At 66.7% G+C, this 20,532-nt stretch carries 21 protein-coding genes; 8 read left to right on the forward strand and 13 right to left on the reverse strand.

Annotated features, from left to right (window positions below; translation table 11 throughout):
• The first annotated feature begins 46 nt into the window (after positions 1 to 46).
• Positions 47 to 487, forward strand: coding sequence for a DUF6188 family protein (locus tag QQ25_RS17545; protein ID WP_039320814.1), 441 nt, complete (start codon positions 47 to 49; stop codon positions 485 to 487).
• 38 nt (positions 488 to 525) lie between these two features.
• Here QQ25_RS17545 and QQ25_RS17550 read toward each other — a convergent pair whose 3' ends face one another.
• A complete protein-coding gene (locus QQ25_RS17550) occupies positions 526 to 999 on the reverse strand; it encodes a hypothetical protein (protein ID WP_039380158.1) in 474 nt (157 codons plus the stop codon).
• A gap of 177 nt (positions 1,000 to 1,176) precedes the next feature.
• Between QQ25_RS17550 and QQ25_RS17555 the strand changes: the two genes are divergently transcribed.
• On the forward strand, positions 1,177 to 2,463 hold the full coding sequence (locus QQ25_RS17555; protein WP_039380160.1) for a cytochrome P450: 1,287 nt from the start codon (positions 1,177 to 1,179) through the stop codon (positions 2,461 to 2,463).
• Positions 2,464 to 2,502: 39 nt separating this feature from the next.
• On the opposite strand, the gene QQ25_RS17560 is transcribed toward QQ25_RS17555, so the two are convergent.
• The 4 genes from QQ25_RS17560 to QQ25_RS17575 all read right to left on the reverse strand — a co-directional run bounded on the left by QQ25_RS17560 (position 2,503) and on the right by QQ25_RS17575 (position 6,670).
• Entirely contained in the window at positions 2,503 to 2,889 is a 387-nt protein-coding gene (locus tag QQ25_RS17560) for a cupredoxin domain-containing protein (protein ID WP_039380161.1), read from the reverse strand.
• A 143-nt stretch (positions 2,890 to 3,032) separates the two neighbouring features.
• The gene (locus QQ25_RS17565) at positions 3,033 to 4,454 is read right to left on the reverse strand and encodes an APC family permease (protein ID WP_039380163.1); all 1,422 of its coding nucleotides are present in this window, start codon (positions 4,452 to 4,454) and stop codon (positions 3,033 to 3,035) included.
• Between the two features lie 107 nt (positions 4,455 to 4,561).
• The gene (locus QQ25_RS17570; RefSeq protein ID WP_039320825.1) at positions 4,562 to 5,668 is read right to left on the reverse strand and encodes a glycosyltransferase; all 1,107 of its coding nucleotides are present in this window, start codon (positions 5,666 to 5,668) and stop codon (positions 4,562 to 4,564) included.
• 87 nt (positions 5,669 to 5,755) lie between these two features.
• Positions 5,756 to 6,670, reverse strand: coding sequence for a dienelactone hydrolase family protein (locus tag QQ25_RS17575; RefSeq protein ID WP_039380165.1), 915 nt, complete (start codon positions 6,668 to 6,670; stop codon positions 5,756 to 5,758).
• A 67-nt stretch (positions 6,671 to 6,737) separates the two neighbouring features.
• Between QQ25_RS17575 and QQ25_RS17580 the strand changes: the two genes are divergently transcribed.
• The 3 genes from QQ25_RS17580 (at position 6,738) to QQ25_RS17590 (ending at position 10,002) form a co-directional block, all read left to right on the forward strand.
• A complete protein-coding gene (locus QQ25_RS17580) occupies positions 6,738 to 7,664 on the forward strand; it encodes an SDR family oxidoreductase (RefSeq protein ID WP_039320829.1) in 927 nt (308 codons plus the stop codon).
• Positions 7,665 to 7,763: 99 nt separating this feature from the next.
• Positions 7,764 to 9,554 (forward strand): N-acyl-D-amino-acid deacylase family protein, encoded by a 1,791-nt coding sequence (locus QQ25_RS17585; RefSeq protein WP_039380167.1) that lies wholly within the window; start codon positions 7,764 to 7,766, stop codon positions 9,552 to 9,554.
• Positions 9,555 to 9,558: 4 nt separating this feature from the next.
• Positions 9,559 to 10,002 (forward strand): nuclear transport factor 2 family protein, encoded by a 444-nt coding sequence (locus QQ25_RS17590; RefSeq protein ID WP_039321158.1) that lies wholly within the window; start codon positions 9,559 to 9,561, stop codon positions 10,000 to 10,002.
• A 13-nt stretch (positions 10,003 to 10,015) separates the two neighbouring features.
• On the opposite strand, the gene QQ25_RS17595 is transcribed toward QQ25_RS17590, so the two are convergent.
• From QQ25_RS17595 to bfr, 5 genes are all read right to left on the reverse strand, one after another.
• Positions 10,016 to 10,429 (reverse strand): VOC family protein, encoded by a 414-nt coding sequence (locus QQ25_RS17595; RefSeq protein WP_234711936.1) that lies wholly within the window; start codon positions 10,427 to 10,429, stop codon positions 10,016 to 10,018.
• 4 nt (positions 10,430 to 10,433) lie between these two features.
• Complete coding sequence (locus QQ25_RS17600; protein WP_039380290.1) at positions 10,434 to 11,804, reverse strand: type I glutamate--ammonia ligase; 1,371 nt, start codon at positions 11,802 to 11,804, stop codon at positions 10,434 to 10,436.
• A 29-nt stretch (positions 11,805 to 11,833) separates the two neighbouring features.
• The gene (locus QQ25_RS17605) at positions 11,834 to 12,316 is read right to left on the reverse strand and encodes a carboxymuconolactone decarboxylase family protein (protein WP_039320832.1); all 483 of its coding nucleotides are present in this window, start codon (positions 12,314 to 12,316) and stop codon (positions 11,834 to 11,836) included.
• Positions 12,317 to 12,357: 41 nt separating this feature from the next.
• Positions 12,358 to 14,415, reverse strand: coding sequence for an MDR family MFS transporter (locus QQ25_RS17610; RefSeq protein WP_039320834.1), 2,058 nt, complete (start codon positions 14,413 to 14,415; stop codon positions 12,358 to 12,360).
• A 152-nt stretch (positions 14,416 to 14,567) separates the two neighbouring features.
• The gene (bfr, locus tag QQ25_RS17615; RefSeq protein ID WP_039320836.1) at positions 14,568 to 15,047 is read right to left on the reverse strand and encodes a bacterioferritin; all 480 of its coding nucleotides are present in this window, start codon (positions 15,045 to 15,047) and stop codon (positions 14,568 to 14,570) included.
• Between the two features lie 241 nt (positions 15,048 to 15,288).
• Here bfr and QQ25_RS17620 point away from each other — a divergent pair, with 241 nt between their 5' ends.
• Positions 15,289 to 15,924 (forward strand): hypothetical protein, encoded by a 636-nt coding sequence (locus QQ25_RS17620; RefSeq protein ID WP_039320837.1) that lies wholly within the window; start codon positions 15,289 to 15,291, stop codon positions 15,922 to 15,924.
• The gene (locus QQ25_RS17625; RefSeq protein ID WP_039380168.1) at positions 15,924 to 16,139 is read left to right on the forward strand and encodes a (2Fe-2S)-binding protein; all 216 of its coding nucleotides are present in this window, start codon (positions 15,924 to 15,926) and stop codon (positions 16,137 to 16,139) included. The genes QQ25_RS17620 and QQ25_RS17625 overlap by 1 nt, the downstream gene beginning before the upstream one ends.
• On the opposite strand, the gene QQ25_RS17630 is transcribed toward QQ25_RS17625, so the two are convergent.
• Both QQ25_RS17630 and QQ25_RS17635 read right to left on the reverse strand, forming a co-directional pair.
• A complete protein-coding gene (locus QQ25_RS17630; RefSeq protein WP_039320840.1) occupies positions 16,136 to 16,891 on the reverse strand; it encodes an enoyl-CoA hydratase/isomerase family protein in 756 nt (251 codons plus the stop codon). The two genes, QQ25_RS17625 and QQ25_RS17630, sit on opposite strands and share 4 nt — an antisense overlap.
• Before the next feature lie 56 nt (positions 16,892 to 16,947).
• Positions 16,948 to 17,673, reverse strand: a complete 726-nt coding sequence (locus QQ25_RS17635; protein WP_052235910.1) for an EthD domain-containing protein — start codon at positions 17,671 to 17,673, stop codon at positions 16,948 to 16,950.
• A gap of 105 nt (positions 17,674 to 17,778) precedes the next feature.
• On the opposite strand from QQ25_RS17635, the gene QQ25_RS17640 reads away from it, so the two are divergent.
• The gene (locus QQ25_RS17640; RefSeq protein ID WP_039380170.1) at positions 17,779 to 19,806 is read left to right on the forward strand and encodes an FUSC family protein; all 2,028 of its coding nucleotides are present in this window, start codon (positions 17,779 to 17,781) and stop codon (positions 19,804 to 19,806) included.
• Between the two features lies 1 nt (position 19,807).
• On the opposite strand, the gene QQ25_RS17645 is transcribed toward QQ25_RS17640, so the two are convergent.
• Positions 19,808 to 20,437: a PaaI family thioesterase gene (locus tag QQ25_RS17645; protein ID WP_039320843.1), complete on the reverse strand. Its 630-nt coding sequence runs from the start codon at positions 20,435 to 20,437 to the stop codon at positions 19,808 to 19,810.
• Between the last annotated feature and the right edge of the window lie 95 nt (positions 20,438 to 20,532).

A 20,532-nucleotide genomic window follows, 5' to 3' on the forward strand; every position in this document is an offset into this window, starting at 1 on the left:
GGAGGCCCCTCTTGTGCCCGCTCGTCCGGCGGTTCAGAGTAAGACAATGAGCGAACAATGGATTCAAGGGTGCTTGGTCCAGCGGATCTCGTTTCGTGATGGCCTGGTGCTCGATCTCGACGACTACAACGAACTGGTCATCTCAGTTCCGCTGCAACTGACACTTCCGGCAATCGGTACCGACGATTCCGAAGTGCTGTCGCTCGACCCCCGTGCACTGCGCAACGAGGTCCGCCCGCTGTTCGATTTCGCAGGCCAACGCTGCACGCATGCCGACTGGGAGGACGACGGCAGCCTTCACCTGAGCTTCTCCGACGGCCACCGAATCGATGTCCGGCCGGACGAGGGCCGCACCTCGTGGGAGCTGTACGGGAAGCACCACGGCTACGCCGCATGCCTGCCGCACGGGCGGGTCCGCGTCGTCCGCCACGATCAGGAGGACCTCGATCAGGACGGCGACGACGTCCCCACCCGCGAGAGCGGCTGACCGGCGCGCCGCGGTGCCACGGCACTACCGATGCGGCATCAGCGGACGTCGACCCCGATGATCGGGATCCATACGCCGAACAGCCACACGCCCCACTGCCGGAAACCGTTGTCCCACACCGGGTTCAAGTTGTATCCCCAGTAGTTGACGGTATGCGGCAGCGGTCCGCCGTTCCAATGCAGCGGCGGCGGCGGGCCCCAACCCCACGGCGGCGGACCTTGACGGTCATCCCACCAGTCGTGCCGGTTGTTCGCCCACCAGGGACCCTTGTCGTCCCAGTGATCACGATGGTCGAAATCAGGGCCGCGATCGTGCCCACGACCGTCGAAATCACGGTCGTGACCGGGTGGCCCGCCGTTGCAGAACGGGAAGCAGTCGTCATTGCCGTGCCCCGGCTTGAGCGGAGCCGGCACAGCCGGCGACGCCGAAGCCACCGGCGTCCCGAACACCGTGACCCCCATAGCGAACGCACCGACCGTCAACGCAGCCGCCACGAACTTGGACAGTTTCATACCTGAACCTCCTACCGTCGTGACCCGGGCGCCGGCCATCCCCCAATGACCCGGCGCTGCAACGCCTTGCAACCCAGCCCTGACGCGAGCGGCGAAACGTGCACCCCAGTGAGGTATCGCCACACCTGATCCCGGCGTTACCCACTGTCCGGCCGGCTCCGGTCATACCCTGGCGGAGTGGGTATCGGACCGCGGGTCAACGGGACGCCTCCTCCGGCAGTGCGGCGCTCGGAGATCGAACTAGGGTCATGGCAGTTCTGGCGTGAGGATGACGACATCCGCGACGGCGCGTTCGCGGTACTGCGCCGTGAGGACCCGGTCTCATATCACCCGGCATGTGTCCTCGACGGTTTTCCCGAGAGTCACGGACACTGGGCGGTGACCAGGTATGACGATGTGTTCCATGCCAGCCGCCATCCGGAGATCTTCAGCTCGGCGTCGGGGATCACCATCGGCGATCAGACGCCGGAACTGGCGGAGTATTTCGGCTCGATGATCGTGATGGACGATCCTCGCCACACCCGCCTGCGCAACATCGTGCGCAGCGCCTTCACGCCGCGGGTGGTGGCGCTGATCGAGGATTCCGTCCGCGATCGGGCCCGGCGACTGGTGGCCGACATGGTGGCCAGGAATCCCGACGGCAACGCCGAACTGGTGACCGAACTCGCCGGCCCGTTACCGCTGCAGATCATCTGCGACATGATGGGCATCCCGGAGCAGGACCATCAACAGATCTTCCACTGGACCAACGTGATCCTCGGTTTCGGCGATCCGGATCTGACCACCGACTTCGACGAGTTCCTCAAGGTGGCGATGGACATCGGCGCGTATGCGACCGCGCTGGCAGACGAGCGCCGCGCGGTGCCCACCGACGATCTGACGACCAGCCTGGTTCAGGCCGAGGTCGACGGTGAAGGGCTGACCTCCGCCGAGGTGGCCTCGTTCTTCATCTTGCTGGTGGTCGCGGGCAACGAGACCACCCGCAACGCCATCAGCCACGGCGTGCTCGCCCTCACCCGCTACCCCGAGCAGCGCCGGAAGTGGTGGTCACGGTACGAGGAGTTGGCGCCGACGGCGGTGGAAGAGATCGTGCGCTGGGCGTCGCCGGTCAGCTACATGCGCCGCACGGTAACCCAGGACACCGTCCTCGGCGACACACCGCTGCCGGCCGGCGCCAAGGTGACACTGTGGTACGGATCGGCGAATCGCGACGAATCGAAGTTTGCCGATCCGTGGATGTTCGACGTGACCCGTCATCCCAATCCCCACCTCGGATTCGGCGGCGGCGGTGCGCATTTCTGCCTGGGAGCGAACCTGGCCCGGCGTGAGATCACCGTCGCGTTCGAGGAACTGCACCGGCAATTGCCCGACATCGTCGTGACCGAGGAGCCCGACCGGCTGCAGTCACAGTTCATCCACGGCATCAAGCGCATGCCCGTGGCCTGGGGCCACGAGCCGCGTTGACTCAGCCGGTGGCCGGCGCGCCACGACGATCTGCCGAGGTCACCTCACCGTGAGCGTGCCCAGCATCGCGGGGTGGTAGAGGCAATAGAAGGCGTACTCCCCCGGTTCCGTGGGAGCCGTCAGCGTTGCCCGCCCCTTGCCGTCCACATGGGCGTCGAACAGGCCCTCGGTCCGCGACGTGACCGAATGCTCGACCTCGTCGTTGTTGACGATGGTGATCTCGGCGCCCGGTGCCACCGCGCCGAGGGATCCGAATCCCATCCCCTCGATCGCGATGACCGGCCCGGTGGGCGCGGACGTTCCGGGACTGGCGGTGAGCGTCTCGGAGTGCTCGCCATGGCCGCCCGGTGAATTGGCTTGCCCGCAAGCGACACTCATCCCGGCCAGCAGGAATATCGACACCGTCAACACCACAAGTCGAAACATCCGCGCCCCTGACATTCGTCGTGACCGCGGCCAATTATCCGCCGCGGCGCGCCGTGATGTGCCCGAATCTGCCGATCCGGGCACCCCGGGAAGTTCGGGGCATCAGAAGCGATGCAGGACAATGGTTTACCTTGCCCGGCGGTTTATCTGGCCCGGCGACCCACTGCCACACCGCCCGCGAACGCCGCAACGAGCACACCGACGATCACCCAGGCCAACACGCTGGAACCGCCCACCAAGTCGTTGAGGTTGGTCAGGATCAGCACCAGCGCTCCCAACAGCCCGGCCAGCCCTAGGGCCGGTGCGATACGCACCCGCCACAGCGAATGTCCATGGCGGTCAGAGGCGAAATAGACCAGCACCGCCACGCTGGTGGCGATCATCAGCACCACCACACCGACAGTCGTCGCACCGGCGAACCAGGTGTAGAACTGGGCAGCCGGGTCCAACCCGAACACGACCGCCAACAGGACGCTCACCGCCACCACGCCGGAGATCCACAGCGAGGCCTGGTGCGGCGAGCCGTGCCGGTCGTGCGGCACGCTCAACCGCGCAGGCAGCACGTCGCGCTGCGACAGCGCGAACACGTAGCGCGACGCCACATTGTGGAAAGCCAGGATGCAGGCGAACAGGCTGGTGAAGTACAACACCGTGATGAGGTCGGCACCGACCGCGCCGATGTACCGGTGCGCGGTGTCACCGAGGAAGGTGGAACCCGAGTCGGTGGCACGGGTGACGGCCTGCTCGTCGCCCCAGCCCGAGATCAAGGCCCAGCTGGTGCCCGCGTAGAACACCCCGATCAGGATGAGCGCCAGGTAGGTGGCCCGCGGAATCGTGCGCTCGGGGGTGCGGGCCTCGTCGCGGAAGATCGCGGTCGCCTCGAATCCCACGTAGCTGATGATCGCGAACAGCAATCCGATACCCAGCGAGCCGGAAAAGATCGCACTCGGATTCACGATGCCCGACGACAACCCGGACTGGCCGCCACCCTGCACCACGATCACCAGATCCAGCACCAGCACGATCAATATCTCGGCGGTGAGCAGGACCCCGAGCACTCGGCTGGACAGCTCGATGTTGCGGTAGCCCAGATACGTCGTGACGACGAAGGCTGCCGCGGCGAACAGCCACCAGGGCAGAGCCGGCCCGCCCGCCAGCTCGAGAACGCTGGCTCCGGCCGGGCCGAGCAGTCCGTAGACACCCGCCTCCAGTGCCACGTAGCTCACCAGTGCCACGACCGCGATACCGATTCCGGTGGGCAGTCCGAGCGACTGACGGACATAGGAGAAGAAGGCGCCCGCCTCATCGACATACGGTGTCATCGCGGTGAATCCGACCGCGAACAACAGCAGGACCACCGTGGAGGCGATGAACGTGGCGGGGAAACCGGCACCGTTGCCCGACGCGATACCCAGCGGCACCACACCGCCGATCACCCCGAGAGGCGCCGCCGCGGCCACCACCATGAAGACGATCGAGGCGACCCCGAGCTTGCCGCGTAGCTGTCGACCGGTTGGCGGCGGCTGATAGCCCAAGGATTCTGGGGCTGTGGTGGTTTCGGACATGCTCGACCGTCCTTCTGGCAGCGTGCGCGCAAATATGACCCGCGGAACATAGGGCCGGGGCTTACCGGCACACCAGGTCTGGCGTCAGCGTGCGCAAAACTCCGCCGTCAACACGCTCCCAGTACATCGAGCATCCCGGCCGCCGATCGTGGCCAGGTGAACTCCTCGGCCCGTTGCCGCGCGCTGCTCCGCCGCTGCGGTTCCGGCCGGCCGATCACCGACGTGACCGCGCGGGCGATGGCGTGCGCATCGTTGTCGGCGGTGGCCCCGCTGTCGCAGGTGAGGATCTCGGCCAGCGCAGAGGTCCGTGATACGACGGCCGGAGTTCCGCAGGCCAGCGCTTCCAGTGCGGCCAGACCGAACGTCTCGTGCGGTCCCGGCGCCAGCGCGACGTCTGCGGAGGCCAGGATGGTCGCGACGGTGTCACGGCAGCCGATGTATCCGGTGAACGCCACCGGCAAGCCGCTGGCCTGCCGTTCCAGGCGGGCTCGCAGCGGACCCTCGCCGACTACCACCAACCGCGCGTCCACGCCTGAATCACGCAGAGCCGCAACGGTACCGATGCTGCGGTGGGCATGTTTTTCCACCGACAACCTGCCGCAGTGCACCAGCAAGGTCTGCTGCGGCGCGGCCCAGCGGCTCCGCATCTGGGCAGACCGGCGCCGGGGATGGAACTGCTCGAGGTCTACACCGAGCGGGACGGTGGCGACATTCTGCGCGCCGATCCGCTCGAATTCTTCTCGCGCGAAACCTGTCGTACACACCACGGCGTCGTAGTTGGCCGCGGTACGGCGATTGGCGAAGTCCGCCACCATGACTGCGGTCGACCGCGGCAGCACCTGACCGACCAACCGGTCCAGGCGTTCGTGGGAGACCATCACAGTGGCCACGCCGTGCCTGCGACCCCACGGACCAAGCGATCGCAGCGTCAACCGGTCGGACACTTCGATGGCGTCGGGCCGCAGTTGCTGCAACAAGGCCGTCACCGGACCCGGCAGCACCGCGCGGTAGCCACCGGTGAACGGGATGAGCCTGGCCGGCAACGACATTCGCACGACACCGCTGGCGAGTACGTGCCGACCCGGCCGCGATCCCGGAACGATGAGGTAGACCTCGTGGCCCAAGGCGCAATATTCGGCGCCCAGCCGGTCGACCGCGGTCCGCAGCCCTCCCGATCGCGGGCCGTAGAAGTTGGCGACCTGGACAACCCGCATGCCCCTGATCAGAACCGGGCCGCGTGTGCGGTCAACAACGAGGCTGCGACCGAGAATTGAACAACCGCTGAACAAGCCCCAGCCGACTCAGGTGAGATGCGTGGCGAACCAGTCCTGGATGCGGCGCCAGGCATCGGCGGCGGCCGCCGCATCGTAGCGATCCCCGGTGTCGTTGAAGAACGCATGGTTGGCACCGGGTTCGGTGATCAGCTCATGCACCATGCCGGCCTTCTCGAGCGCAGCGCGGGCCACCGGTTCACTTGCGTTCACCCGTTGATCCAGGGCGCCGTAGAAGGCCAGCACCGCGGCATCGCGCGAGCCACCGAAATCCGGATCATCGGGAGCCGGACCGTAGAACGGCACCGCGGCGGCCAGCGCAGGGGTGCCCCCTGCCAAAAGCCGCCAGACCAGCCCACCGCCCATACAGAAACCGACAGCGGCAACCTTGCGTCCCGGTACGCGGCGCTGCACCTCGTCGATGCCCGAGCGCAGATCGGCGATGAACTCGGGCGGTTCGATCCTGCTCAACGCAGCCGTCGCGGCGGCTTGATCGGCGAACGCCGAGGTTCCGCCCTGCGCCGAGAGCAGGTCGATCGCCAGAGCCGAATACCCGATGCCGGCGAACCGCCCGGCCACCGAACGGATGTGGTCGGTCAGCCCCTTGTTCTCGTGGATCACCAGCACCGCGCCCTTGGGCTCCGGGGCGGCGGCCCATGCGCCGCGCAATTCACCGCCGGGCCCGGCCCAACGCACCTCACTGGTCGGTAGCGCGCTGTGAACCCCCGGGGGCGGGGCCGTTTCCGGTGCCGCGCCGCCAGTCGGAGCGGGCGGGGAGGCGGGAGCCGCCTGCTTCGTCTCACCGCACGCGGCGATCAGTGCGCCCGCCGCGGCGGCACCGATTCCCAACAATCCCAGCCGGCGCAGCGCCTCCCGGCGCGACAACAGCCCGTCGAGGTGATCGGTCGCGATTTCCTCGGCGATATAGCGCTGCAGTGGAGTCACCCCCGCAAGTATGCGCCGATATGCCGAACCACAGCTATAGAACTGCATGCGGCGGGATACTCATCGGATGGGCTGGACACCGGACCGGGACGCACTGCGCGGCCGCATCGCTGTGGTCGCCGGGGCCACCCGCGGGGCCGGCCGGGGCATAGCCGCGGCGCTGGGCGAGGTCGGTGCGACCGTGGTGTGCACCGGGCGCAGCAGCCGAGACGGAAACCGCGACTCCGACTACCACCGGCCCGAAACCATCGAGGAAACCGCCGAATTGGTCACGGAGCTGGGTGGGATCGGCGTCGCCGTACAGGTCGACCACCTCGACGTGACACAGGTGCGCAAACTGGCCGGGCGACTCAAGGCCGACTACGGGCATATCGACATCCTGGTCAACGACATCTGGGGCGGTGAGGTGCTCAAGGGCCCGCCCCACACGTGGGGGCGGCCGATGTGGCAGCACGACCTCGACGACGGATTACGGATGCTGCGACTCGGAATCGACACGCACCTGATCACCTCCCACTGCATCCTGCCCCTGCTCGCCGACCAGCCCGGTGGACTACTGGTCGAAATCACCGATGGGACAACAGAATTCAATTCCGAGAACCCCAGGCTCTCGGTGTTCTACGACCTGGTCAAGACGGCGGTGAACCGACTGGCCTTCACCCACGGGCACGAGCTCGCCGCATTCGGCGCCACCGCCGTCGCGGTCACGCCGGGCTGGCTCCGCTCGGAGATGATGCTCGACAACTACGGCGTCACCGAGGCCAACTGGCGGTCCGCCCTCGACCTGGCACGCACCGACGGCTATCCGGCGGCGCCGCCGGGATTCGCCGAATCCGAGTCGCCCCGTTTCGTCGGGCGCGGCATCGCCGCCCTGGCCGCCGACCCGGGCCGGGCCCGCTGGAACCAGCGGTCGGTCAGCTCGGCCGCCCTGGCGCGCCACTACGGGCTCAGCGACCTCGACGGGCGCTTGCCAGACGCGTGGGCACCGCTGTAACCCCAGGTGGATGGGCCCTGACCGATCCAGTAGACATTTTTTGAGATCTGTTTACTGTTTTCATTGACACCGGCAATACCCGGCCTGTTCTATGACTGAGTGAGCTTCGACACAATCATTCGCAATGGCCGCTGGTTCGATGGAACCGGCGCGCCCTCGGCAGTGCGCGACATCGGCATCCGCAACGGGCATGTGGTCGCCATCTCCCCCGACCGTCTGGATGCGACCGACTGCCCCCAGGTGATCGACGCCACCGACAACTGGGTGATGCCCGGAATGCTGGATATTCACACCCACTACGACGTCGAGGTGCTGGGCGGCCCGTCGCTGTCGGAGTCCCTCCGCCATGGCGTGACCACCGCCATGCTCGGTTCATGCTCGCTGTCGACCGTCCACGTCGGCGGTGTCGACGCCGGCGACCTGTTCGGCCGGGTGGAGGCGATCCCGCGCGAGCACGTCATCGCCGCGGTGGACGACAACAAGACCTGGACTGACTGCAACGGATACGTGACGGCGCTGGAATCGCTGCCGTTGGGCCCCAACCTGGCCGCCTTCATCGGCCATTCCGATATGCGCACCGCCGTGATGGGGCTCGACCGCGCCACCCGCAGGGACGCGCGGCCGACCGCCGCCGAGCAGGCTCGCATGGAGCAGATGCTCCAAGAGGCCCTCGATGCCGGATTTGTCGGAATGTCTTCGCAGCAGCTGCTTTTCGACAAGATCGACGGTGAGACCTGCCGGTCCCGGACCCTGCCTTCCACCTACGCCAAGCCGCGGGAGCTGCGCAGGCTCAAGTCGATGCTGCGCCGCTCGGGCCGGGTGCTGCAGTCAGGTCCGGACATCCAGAACCCGCTCAACCTGGTCTCGCAGTTGGCGCAGTCGCTCGGGCTGTTCCGCGGCACCCTGAAAACCAGCCTGCTCTCGGCCGCCGACATCAAGGCCAACCCGTACTCGATCATGATCATGGGCCCGGTGGCCCGGCTGGTGAACAAACTCGGCGGGAACTTCCGGTGGCAGCACCTGCCGGTGCCGTTCGAGGTATATGCCGACGGCATCGACCTGGTCGTGTTCGAGGAATTCGGTTCCGGCGCAGCGGCTCTGCATTTGCGCGATGAAGTCGAACGCAACGAATTGCTGCGCGACGAGTCCTACCGGCGCAAGTTCCGCAAGGACTACGACAACAAGTTCGGGGTGCGCGTGTGGCACCGGGACTTCTTCGACGCCGAGATCGTCGCGTGCCCTGACGAATCCGTGGTCGGCAAGTCGTTCGGCCAGGTGGGTCAGGAGCGCGGCGAGCTGCATCCCGTCGACACCTTTCTGGATCTGGTCCTCGAGCACGGCACCGCGCTGCGGTGGCGCACCACCATCTCCAACCACCGACCCGAGGTGCTCAAGAAACTGGCCCGCGACCCGGGGATCCAGCTCGGGTTCTCCGACGCCGGCGCCCACCTGCGGAACATGGCCTTCTACAACATGGGGCTTCGGCTGCTGCGCCACGTCCGCGACGCCGATCGGGCAGGCACACCGTTCATGTCGATCGAACAGGCCGTGCACCGGCTCACCGGTGAGCTCGCCGACTGGTACCGGATCGACGCCGGCCACCTGCGCATCGGAGACCGCGCCGACATCGTGGTCATCGACCCGGAGCACCTCGACGATTCGCTCGACGCCTACGCCGAGGAGACGGTCGACCAGTACGGCGGATTGTCCCGGATGGTCAACCGCAACGACGAAACCGTCACCGCCGTTCTGGTCGGCGGACGAACCGTGTTCGCCGACGGTCGGCTCACCGAGCTGGTCGGCAAACAGCGCACGGGCAGATTCCTGCGGGCCGCACGCCAGACCCCGTCGATATCCACCGAGGAAAGCGAGCTCACCGGTGTCCGCTGAGAACATGGCGCTTGAGGAAACCGTCCACGGCATGTGGAAAGCGCTGTCCGAACGCGATTGGGAACTGCTCAAGACATATTTGTCGGAGGACTGCATCTATCTCGACATGCCGGTGGGCCCTGCCGCTGCCGCAAGAGGGCCCGAGGACATCGTCAAGCGACTCAAGATCGGTCTCGAACCGCTGGCATCGTACGAGAACTTTCCGGGACTGCTCGTGCAGAACGGTCGCGATGCCATGTACGAGCATCACGAGGAATGGCATTGGGCCAGCGGCGAATCCGCCGTGCTGCAGTTCGTCACGGTGCACCGGGTCGAGAACGACAAGGTGACCCTGTGGAAGGACTACTGGGACATGGGGGCACTGGCCAACCATGCCCCGCCGGACTGGCTGGAGAACTTCGCCACCGCCGACATGTCGTGGGTGTTCGACGCCACCGGGCTGGTGTGACGGGCGCGGCCGTTCAGCCGATACCCCACACGAGGCAGAACGGGTGCCCGGCCGGATCCCGGAACACCCGGAAGTATTCCTCGCCAACGGCATCAGTGACGCGGACAGCCCCCAGTGCCAGAACCCGACGCTGGGCCTCGTCCGGATCGTCGACCTGGATGTCCAGATGGATCTGCTGGGACCCCCGGGGATCGGGGAACTCGGGCGGCTCGTGCTCCGGTGAATACTGGCAGGCGACTCGCCGGCCCGCCGGGTCGGTCACCACCACCCAGGTGTCGTCCTCGGCCGTGACGGTTCCACCGAGCAGTTCGGCGTAAAAGGCCGCCAGTGCAGCGGGATCCCGGCTGTCCAGCACGATGGAGCGAAGTGTTCCGATCATCTCACCGATATAGCCGTACGTCGCGCCGGCCAAACCGGCCGACCGCATCCGGTCACAAGCTCCAGGCCATCCTGAACCTCTCGGTGAGCTGCTCGGCGTCGAGATCGCCGAAGTTCGCCTGCTCGTAGTCGCGGACCGCGAGGACGGAGTCGACCGCCTGATCACCGAGGATCTCGCGGATCAGCGTCGAAGAACGCAGTGCGGCAAGGATGTCGGCCTGCCGGTTCGGCAGGAGCGCGATTCCGTCGTCGGCACGCTCGGTGTCGGTCAGCGAGTCCGGGTCGACCTGCACCTCGGCTGCCGGCGCCAACCGTTGACTGATGCCGTGCTGGGCCAGTCCGAGGATGGTCGCCGTCGCCAGGTAGGGGTTGGCCGAGGGGTCGATGACCTTGACCTCGACATTGGCGCCGTAGGGATTACTCGGGCCGCCGATCAGGAAACGTACGGCGGCTTCGCGGTTTTCGGTACCCCAGCAGTTGTAGGCGCCCGCCCAGTATCCCGGCTGCATACGCAGCCCGGACAGCACAGATCCGCACAGCACGCCCTGGGCGGCGGGCAGCCCGGCGAGCAGTCCGGCCAGCGCGGACTCGCCCTCGGGCGTCATGCCCTGTGTGCCGGTGCCGCCCGAGAACAAGGGCACACCGGCCAGGCTCAGCGAAAAGTGCTGGTGTGCACCGGAACCCACACCGGAGGCAAATGGCAACGGGGACAGGCTGACCCGCATTCCATAGCGCCGGGCAACCCGGGCCACGATGATCCGGGTGAGAATCAGCTGGTCGGCGGCGGCCACCGGCGGCAACGGCGCCAGCGATATCTCGAACTGGTTCTTCCCGTACTCGGGATGAAACTGTTCGATCGTCACTCCCGAGCCGTTGGCGGCATCGGTGACGTCGCGGACGAATCCCTCGAACTCGAGCAACCCGGCCAACCCGTACTGCGCCCACAGCAACGACGGCAACCGGCCCCCGTCGGGCCCCACCAGCACGAACTCCACCTCATGCCCGACGAGTGCGGTGAGCTCGGCAGCTTCCAGCCCGTCCTGCACCCGCTGCAGCACACCGCGGCTGCAGTACGGATCGGGAGAGCCGTCCTGGTTGTAGAAAGCCGCTGGGGCCCAAGCCAATCCGTCGCCGAGGATCCGCAATGCGCCGAGGTCGATGCGGATCCGCTGATCCCCCACGACGCCGATGCCGCCGCCCATCGCGATACCGGTCTGGTCGATGGTGAACGCGTGAAACACCGGGCTGGCGCCCAGGCCCGGGTCGGCGAAGATGCCCATGCGGCGCAGCGGAACGGTTTTCGCGTGCGCCAGGCCGGCCGGACCGATCACCGTGCCGATCAGCGTCGCGACACCGTCGGATTCCAGCTGCGCGATGGCTGCCGCAGCCAGCGGTTTCGCCGGTCCTGACGATCCGGTGGTCACCACCTCATTGTGCGCCGAGGGGCCGTGGGCTACAGCGTGATCTTGCAGGTTTGGCCGATGTCGAGCGTGCGCAACATCCGGCCCATGCCCAGCCACATCGCGCAGGACAACGCCAGGTCCGTGAGCAGCTCGGCATCGAACTGTTCACCGGCCCGCTCCCAGAAGTCCTCGTCGTCACGCAGTCCGGTGTGATCACTCGCGAAACGCTCCGCGAACTCGGCCGCGATCCGTTCCTGCGGGCTGTAACCCGGCCAGCTCCGCCACTCGGCGGCGTGATCGTAGAGATCCTCGTCCACTCCCGCCGCGGCTCCCTCGGAGTCGCGGGTGTTCTGGCACACCACGCATTCGTTGTCGAGCGCGATCACCATGCGGGCCAGCTCACGCACCCGCAACGGCAGCCGTCCCTTGGTGTACACCGCATTGGTGTAGTTGGCCATGGCGGTGCCGATCTCGGGAGACCGCAGGATCCAGCCGGCCACGTCATCGTCGGGAAATTCTCCGATACGGCTCATGGCCGAATCGTACGCGCGGACCGCCGATTCTGGAACAAGTTCTAGTTTTTGGTTCCGGGGCCGGTCAACTCCGGGGTGCGGTCCTCACCCCAGTCCCGCTGCACCACCACCCGGTGAGCGATCCGTTCCAGAGCCGCCTCCACCTGCACACGGTCGGGACGGCCCTCGAACGACGGTGATTCACCCAGCTTGTCGACGATGCGCCCGATCAGTGCGGCGGACACCCCGTCGACCTGACGCATCCCGCTCTGCGTCAGCCACAAGGTGTCCCCGGTGCGCAGGACATAACCGTCCTGCACCAACCGGTTGAACGTCGGCTCGAGCACTTCGTAGGGCACGACGAGCCGATCGGCGATCTCGGTGAGGCGGGCGGAGCCGAATATCTGGCTGTGCCGGTAGATCTTGAGCAGGGCCCACAACCCGGCGACGTCCAGCTCGCACCCTGACGTTCCGGCGACACTCCGCAGCCGAATTTCGGGTGAGCTGCGCATCAGCCGGCTGACCACGGTCTCCAGGACCTGATCCGAAGATTCCGCGCTCGGCATGCCGAAGCCTTCGCCGAGGTCGACCGCCGACGTCGCCTCCGCGTCGACCAGCGGCACCTCCTTGAGGAACAGCGCCACGATCAAGCCGACCAGCGCCACCGGCGCGGCACAGAGGAACACCAGGTCCAGCGCGTCGGCATAGGCGTTCACGATCGGGGCGGCGACCTCGGGCGGGAGTTCGTGCAGTGCGGCCGGAGATGCGCCCGCGACGGGCGGAGCGCCACTGGCCGCCAACGCGCCCGGCAGCCGGTCCGAGAGGAACCCGGCGAACAGCGAACCGAAAATCGCCGCGCCGAACGAACTCCCGATGGTGCGGAAGAACGTCACCCCCGACGTCGCGACGCCGAGATCGGTGAAATCGGAGGTGTTCTGCACGATCAGAACGAGCACCTGCATGCACATGCCGATCCCGGCGCCCAGGATCAACAGGTACAGCGACTGCAACGGGATCGGGGTCGCGGCGTTCATCCGCGACAGCAGAACGAAACCGACGAGCATGATCGCGGTGCCGGCGACCGGGTAGATCTTGTAGCGACCGGTGCGTCCCACCAGACTGCCGCTGACAGTTGACGTGATCAGCAGGCCGAGCACCATCGGCATCGTCCGCAATCCCGATTCCGACGGTGACACACCGTCGACGAACTGCATGAAGGTGGGCATGAAGGTCAGCGCACCGAGCATCGCGAATCCGACGACCAGCGACAGCACGCAACACATGGTGAACACCGGATTGCGGAACAGGCGCATCGGCAGAATCGGCTCGGCTGCCCGGGTTTCTGCCCGGACGAACATCGCCAGGGCCAGGACCGAGCCGATGGCCAGCCCGACGATGGTGGGTGAGGTCCAGGCCAACTCGCCGCCGAGGCTGGTGGCCAGGGTCAGGCCGGATGCCCCGATGCCGACCCAGACGATTCCGGCGTAGTCGATCACCGGGCGGGAAGCGCGGGAGGCGACCGCCGGGATGGTGGCAGCGGCGACCAGGAGAACAACGACACCCACCGGGATGCTGAGCCAGAACGCCCAGCGCCAGCCGAGGTGATCGGTGACGAAGCCGCCGAGGAGCGGGCCGGCCACGGTGGTGACACCGAACACCGCGCCGAGCGCACCCTGGTAGCGCCCACGGTCCCGGAGTGGGATGACCTCGGCGATCAGAGCCGAGGAGGTCACCATGATCGCGCCGCCGCCGATGCCCTGCAGCGCCCGCGCGGCCACCAGCATGGCCATCGAACCCGACAGGCCGCTGAGCACCGAGCCGACCAGAAAACACACGACGGCCGTCTGGTAGACGACTTTCCGGCCGAAGATGTCACCTACCTTCCCGACCACGGCGGTGACCACGGTCGAGGCCAACAGGTAACTGGTGACCACCCAGGCCTGATGTCCGGCCCCACCCAGATCTGCCACCACCGTCGGCAGTGCGGTGGCGACGATGGTCTGGTTCAGCGAGGCGAGCAGCATGCCGAGCAGGACTGCGACGAAGACCAGATTGCGCCTGCGCACGCTCAGCAGCGCGCCGCCAGAGGTCTGCTCGTCGGTGGTCGTTGGGGTGGACATGAGTTCCTTTCACCGGCCTGACCAGTACAACCATTACTATCGTTAGACAGGCTATGAAAGTTACAGCATGACCAAAGCCGCCCCGGGCAACAGCCTGCGATGACCGGCTACCCAGGGCGGCTTCGAACGAAACTGACGGCGCTCAGCGGACCTTACTGCGGCGGGCGGGAGACGCACTGCGCGGCGTAGAGCGCGTCGCCCAGCTTCTCCATGAGCTCCAGCTGGGTCTCCAGATAGTCGATGTGCGACTCTTCGTCGCCCAGGATCGTCTCCAGGATGCGCGCCGAGGTCGCGTCCTCCTTTTCGCGGCACATGATTATCCCGGGCCGCAGCCGGGCAACCACCTCGTACTCGATTGCCAGGTCCGCCTCGAACTGTTCCCGAAGCGTCTGGCCGACGCGCAGCGAAAACAGTCGTTGATAGTTGGGCAGACCATCCAACAGCAGGATTCGATCCGTGATGGTCTCCGCGTGCCGCATCTCTTCAAAAGACTCGGCGCGGGTGTGTTCAGCCAGTTCGGTGAATCCCCAATTGTCCTGCATTTTCGAATGCAGGAAATACTGGTTAATTGCGGTGAGTTCGCTGGTCAATTGCTCATTGAGCAATTTCAGAACATCCGGATCGCCTTGCATCGTTACTCCTAAGCACCTTGAGGGCTGGTCAAGTGTTGCCGTTTGCCATGCACTTCCAATCTAGTCCAGAAAGCACTGTGGGACGCAATGGTTGACACCCAATTCGGCGTGTTCTTGCGGTATTAGCAGAACTTCTGGGGCGCGCGGACCGAGGCGTGGCCACGAAGAGTGGACTGGCTGTCCTAACTAAGGTTAGACTGCGCTAATTCCTTGTCGCACCCCGAAAGAAAGGCCGGTAACAATGAGTGAGTACGATTTGCACTCGCTCATACTTTCTTGCGATTTCCGCGTCGACGACGTCGAGCAAATGTGGAAATGGATGAAGAAGCACCGTTCCGGCCTATTGTCGATCGGCGCCCATCATGTGGTGCTGTACAAATCAATTTGGGAGCCGGGCCGGGTATTGGTGACCATCGGCATCCGCCATGCCAGGTCCATCCGCGATGTGTTGCGTTCACCGGCGATTTTCGAATGGTTCGATATTTCCGGCGTCGAAGATATCCCGCCGATATTCGGCGGCGAAGTGGTGGAGAAAATCGATCTCGTCGAGCCGTCCCCGGAGGGGCATGTGGCCGGGGTGATCGTGGGTGCGGTTGCCACCGTCGACGACGTGCCGACCTTGATGCGCAAGGTGCACGACGGCCTGGCCCGCTTCGAGCAGGGCGGCATCCGCAAGATCTGGGTCTACCAGGCGCTCGACGACGGCCAGGAAGTGATGATCCTGCAGGAGGTCTCCGACGAGATCAGCGCCAGGCAGTGGATCGACCATCCGGACGCGGCCGCCGAGTGGATGACGACCGCCGGATTCGGCGCCTACCCCAGCCTGTTCGTGGGCAAGTTGGCCTACATCATGGACGTCGACGAGCGGGAAGACTGATGTTCGTCTGCCTGTGTACCGGCGCGACGAGTCAGGTCGTCAACGAAATCGTGGAGTCCGGGGCCACCACCTCCAAAGAGGTCGCCGAAGCCTGCGGCGCGGGGGCCGATTGCGGACGATGCCGGCGCACCATCCGCGCCATCATCGCCGCCCATCAGGCAGCCGAGGGCCGCCCCTCGGAGTTCAACGGTTGCCCTTCGCGGGCCAGGCACTAACGCTTGCGATCGGCGAACTGGGCCAGCGCATCGACGTTGGCCGCAGCGCCCACCAATTCGACGAACAACCCCTTCTCCCGCTCCACGGCCGCCGCGATCTGCTCGCGGATCGGGGCCACCATCGCCTGCTTGACGGCGACCAGGCTCGAAATCGGTTTGGCCGCCAGGGTTTCGGCATAGCGGCGAGCCTCGGCCAGCAGAACGTCGGGCTCACAGACCTTCCACACCAGCCCCATCTCACGAGCCTCGGTCGCATCCACCCATTCCGACGACATCAAGAGCCACGCGGCATTCTGCCTGCCGAGCAGCCGTGGCATCAGATACGACGAGGCGGCCTCGGGCGCCACGCCAAGACTGGTGAACGGGCACTTCAACCGGGCCGTGGACGACATGAACGCCAGATCGGCGAACCCCAGGATGGTTGCGCCGATACCCACGCCGACCCCGTTGACCGCGCAGATCAGCGGCTTCGGGAAATCGGCCAGCACCTCGAGCATTCCGTAGAAGCCGTGCTCACCCGGGGTGAATTCCGGGTTGGTGATGCGGGTCTGCATCTCGACGAGGTCATTGCCCGCGCTGAAAGCCCTTCCGGCACCGGTCAGTAGCACCACCGCCACGTCGGGATCCTCGGCCGCGGCACGCAAGGCAACCGTCGTCTGGTCGTACAGCGCCTCGTTGAACGCATTGAGCGCATCCGGGCGGTTGAGGGTCAGGGTGCGAACCCGGTTGTTGTCCTCGATCAGCAGGGCCATTTCTCACTCCTCGCGTACGCGCCGTGACCGCTGCAGCCTAACTAGAACACGTTCCACTATTGCCGGCCGGGTGCGGACAAACCGTCGCCGAGGGGGCTGGCGTAGACATAACGGCTGGTCGGCACCGTGTCGATGTTGCTGCTGGCACCGAAGGCGTCGGTGCTGGCGACCATCCGGCGCATGCGGTCGGCCAGGTCGTCATCGTCGGCAGCACCGAAGAACGCGTGCAGATCCGAGACCGCCTGCTGGCGGAACAGCTCCTCCACGATGCCGTCGATCGCCGGGGCGTCGTCGGTCAAGGCACGGACCACGGTGTTCTGGGTATAGCCGAACGTGTCCTGGGTTTCGATGGCAACCGACGTGTGATCCACGTGCCAACGATGCAACCAGGTGGCCGCATCGAGATCCGGTGGCCTGCGCAACAGCGCGATATTGGCCAGCCCGTCGGTGCGCTCCCCCACCCCGGTCGGCGGCGGCGACATCGGTACCGATTCGGTGACCAGATACGCGGCGAGTGAATCACATTCAGCGGCAAGGATTTCCAAGGCCCGGCCGACCTGTTCACCGTAGTACTGCTGAACCCACAGGCTGATCACCGCCACCACCGGCGGGTCCAGCGTCGTCAACGTCATCAACGACTCACGCACCGCGTCGTCGCGAACATTGACCGTGAGGCCGGGGAGACCGAGAGCCAGCAGCTCATCGGCGACGCGGCTGCGCAGCCGCTCACACCACTGCTGATCCGACTGCGGGGCGCGTAGCAGGACGATGACTTTCTCCACGGTGGGAGAACCTACCCGGCCCATCACCCACCCACCGGGGCACCGATCCGCGCCACGCGTGGGCGGTTGGCACACGGGCGGCCCGCGCCGAGTGAGAATGGTGGGGTGCACACGGGTGGACAGGCAGCCGACGCGCTCCGGCTGAACACCCCCGACGCCGGCGCGGTGGCCCGCAGCCTGATCGGCGTCCTGGCGGTGACAGCCGTCGCCATGGCGTGGGGTTCCGGCGCCACCGCGATGTGGACACTGAGTGCCGGCGTCATCGCCGGCGCCATCGCGCTACAGCGCAGCCCGGGCGGCCGCGTCCCCCTGGTCATCACGGGCTCCGTCGAACTGGCCATCGCGGTGCTGCTCGGAACCATTGCCGGCCGGGACAGCCCGCTGTTCATCGCCGTGGTGGCGCTGTGGTGCTTCGCCGCAGGCATGCAGTGGTCGCTCGGAGCCAATTCGGGCCTGGTGGCCTCGGCGGCGAGCGCACTGCTGGTGCTGGCGCCACCGGTCGCCCCCACGCCGGCACAGGTCGTGCTGGCACCCGTTCTCGTGGTGTTCGCCGGTGTGGTTCAGGCGGTGCTCATCGTCGTCTGGCCGCCTCGGCGCTGGCGGGTCCAACGCGACGGGCTCACCCGCGCCTACCGGTCATTGGCCGCCGATTCACGCAACGTCGCGGCCCACAGCGCCACCGATGTCGACGACGCGCCGCTCACCTGGTTACGTGAGGTGTTCGCCGACAGCCAGGTGAGCCAGCGGCCCCGGGCCTACCACGGCGGATATCGGCTGCCCGAACGCCTGGCCGGCACACTGGCCGCGCTGCACGCCACCGCCGACAACAAGAACGACGACCAGGCCGACGACCAATCGGCGGCCGACAACGGGCTGGCCCAACTGCTGACCGCCGCGGCGGCGCTGCTCGACGCGATCGCCGATCACGGTCACACCGCCCGACGGGACGCCGAGCATGCCCTGGTACGGGTTCAGAGCGCCACGGCCGCCGTGACAGGTCCCGAAGCTGCGCTCGCACAACGATTCTGCGAACAACTGCGCGAGGCAACGGTACTTCGGTTCGGCCAGTTGCACCGTCCCGACCTGATCGGCTCGCTGGCCTCGGCGCCTGCGGTGGTGCGCTCGCACCTGACCTGGACGTCGCCGATCCTCCGCCACGCCATCCGGCTGTCGGTCACAACGGCGCTCGCGGTCGCGGCGGCCCGGTACGGCGGGCTCGAGCACGGCTACTGGATGCCGTTGGCCGTGGTGGTGGTCATGCGGCCGGAAACGGCGCACACCTACACGCGGTGCGCCGGTCGCATCGCAGGCCTCTGCGTCGGCATCGTCGTGGCCTCGATCCTCACCTCCATCTGGCAGCCCGGCCCGATCGGCTCAGCGGTATGCGCGCTGCTGTTCGTCGGTCTGGCCTACGGCGTCGCGCGGTTCGGCTATCTCGCCGTCGGCGCGACGGTCGGCGCGATCGTCATGTTCGCCATCGGGGTGAGCGCATCGGCGCCCTGGTCCGGCAACGCCGACCGGCTGTTCGCCGTGATGATCGGCGGTGCCCTGGCGGTCATGGCGCATGTGGCGCTGCCCGACCATGCCATGATCCGGTTGCGTCAGCGGGCCGGGGAACTGCTGATGACCGAGATCGACTACGCCGCTCTGGTGATCAAGGCATTCGTGCACGAAATCGACCACCCGGCGGAGGTCCTGTCCGCGGCCTGGCAGCGGGCGTTCCGCGCCCGGGCCGCATTCGAGGCCGCGTGGGGCGCCACCAGTCTGGACCCACCGATCCTGCGGCGGTGGCTACGGTCCTACCGCACCGCCCTGAACTCGGTGACCAGTGCCTGCACCACGCTGGAGAACAGCCTGCCGACGCATCCGTCGTCAGCCCTGCACGGCGAGTTCATCGCCGCGGTCGACGATTACGTGGAGGCGCTGCGCGGAGCACCCCCGAGCCCCGCCGTGCCGTGGAGCCTGGATACCGCCGAACTGTCGACGGCACTGCGGCGGGTGCACAACGTGGCCTCGACGTTGTCCGCCGACAACGGTGCGGCCCGCATCCTGATCGGCGAACTCAACACGATCACCCGCAGCCTCGAGGACATCGCGATCGATCGCGTCGAGCCCGCAAGCGACTCGCCCTAGTTCACCCGCGCGCCCATTTCGGCAGGATGAAAACCCCCTCGGCCTCTGCGGTGATCCCCTCCGCATCCGAAACATGGCCAGAGGCAAAGGCTTTGATCCCGTCCGTACGGGTGATCCGCCCCTCGGCATGCAGATCGCCCAGCGGAGTCGCCCGCAGATAGCGGATGGTTAGCGTGCCGGTGAACCGCGGGCGATCCGAGTCGCTGGCAGCCACCTCCCCCAGCACGTGATCGAGCACCATGGCGACCATGCCGCCGTGCACGTGGCCGGGCGGCCCTTCGTACGGCGCCCCGAGGTGGAAGTCGGTATGGACGGTGCCGTCAGGATCCTTGACCATCACCAGCGGCGGCGCGATCGGATTGCGGATGCCGATCGCCGGGTTGCCCCACGGCATCCGGTCCCCGTCGGAGGTGAAGCGCACACCGAACGGCCCGTCGATCTGTTTGGCCTGCAACCGCGCGGTCGCATCCTCGATCTGGGCCCGCACCGCCGCGACCTCGTCGGCGTCGACCTCCGAACGGATGCTGGCGTCGATGAGAGCCCGCACCGAACCGGCCAGCGGTTCCCACACCGACCGCAGTCGCCGCACGTCCGCAGAACTGAGACCCTCGACATGGGTGTAACCGGGCATTGGTGAACTAGAACATGCTCTGCGCGCCGGTGTCGAGCCACCCCGGCTTCGGCTCAGCCGTTCCTCCAACCGTAGGCACCGGCACGGTTGCTGAA

Origin of the sequence: Mycolicibacterium setense (genome assembly GCF_000805385.1) — a bacterium.
Taxonomy (GTDB): Bacteria; Actinomycetota; Actinomycetes; order Mycobacteriales; family Mycobacteriaceae; genus Mycobacterium; species Mycobacterium setense.

Excerpts from the sequence above, each read along its gene's own strand:
- QQ25_RS17545 (WP_039320814.1), top strand. The coding sequence starts at position 47 with ATGAGCGAACAATGGATTCAAGGGTGCTTGGTCCAGCGGATCTCGTTT.
- QQ25_RS17550 (WP_039380158.1), bottom strand. The coding sequence starts at position 999 with ATGAAACTGTCCAAGTTCGTGGCGGCTGCGTTGACGGTCGGTGCGTTC.
- QQ25_RS17560 (WP_039380161.1), bottom strand. The coding sequence starts at position 2,889 with ATGTTTCGACTTGTGGTGTTGACGGTGTCGATATTCCTGCTGGCCGGG.
- QQ25_RS17565 (WP_039380163.1), bottom strand. The coding sequence starts at position 4,454 with ATGTCCGAAACCACCACAGCCCCAGAATCCTTGGGCTATCAGCCGCCG.
- QQ25_RS17570 (WP_039320825.1), bottom strand. The coding sequence starts at position 5,668 with ATGCGGGTTGTCCAGGTCGCCAACTTCTACGGCCCGCGATCGGGAGGG.
- QQ25_RS17580 (WP_039320829.1), top strand. The coding sequence starts at position 6,738 with ATGGGCTGGACACCGGACCGGGACGCACTGCGCGGCCGCATCGCTGTG.
- QQ25_RS17590 (WP_039321158.1), top strand. The coding sequence starts at position 9,559 with ATGGCGCTTGAGGAAACCGTCCACGGCATGTGGAAAGCGCTGTCCGAA.
- QQ25_RS17595 (WP_234711936.1), bottom strand. The coding sequence starts at position 10,429 with ATGCGGTCGGCCGGTTTGGCCGGCGCGACGTACGGCTATATCGGTGAG.
- QQ25_RS17605 (WP_039320832.1), bottom strand. The coding sequence starts at position 12,316 with ATGAGCCGTATCGGAGAATTTCCCGACGATGACGTGGCCGGCTGGATC.
- QQ25_RS17610 (WP_039320834.1), bottom strand. The coding sequence starts at position 14,415 with ATGTCCACCCCAACGACCACCGACGAGCAGACCTCTGGCGGCGCGCTG.
- bfr (WP_039320836.1), bottom strand. The coding sequence starts at position 15,047 with ATGCAAGGCGATCCGGATGTTCTGAAATTGCTCAATGAGCAATTGACC.
- QQ25_RS17620 (WP_039320837.1), top strand. The coding sequence starts at position 15,289 with ATGAGTGAGTACGATTTGCACTCGCTCATACTTTCTTGCGATTTCCGC.
- QQ25_RS17625 (WP_039380168.1), top strand. The coding sequence starts at position 15,924 with ATGTTCGTCTGCCTGTGTACCGGCGCGACGAGTCAGGTCGTCAACGAA.
- QQ25_RS17630 (WP_039320840.1), bottom strand. The coding sequence starts at position 16,891 with ATGGCCCTGCTGATCGAGGACAACAACCGGGTTCGCACCCTGACCCTC.
- QQ25_RS17645 (WP_039320843.1), bottom strand. The coding sequence starts at position 20,437 with ATGCCCGGTTACACCCATGTCGAGGGTCTCAGTTCTGCGGACGTGCGG.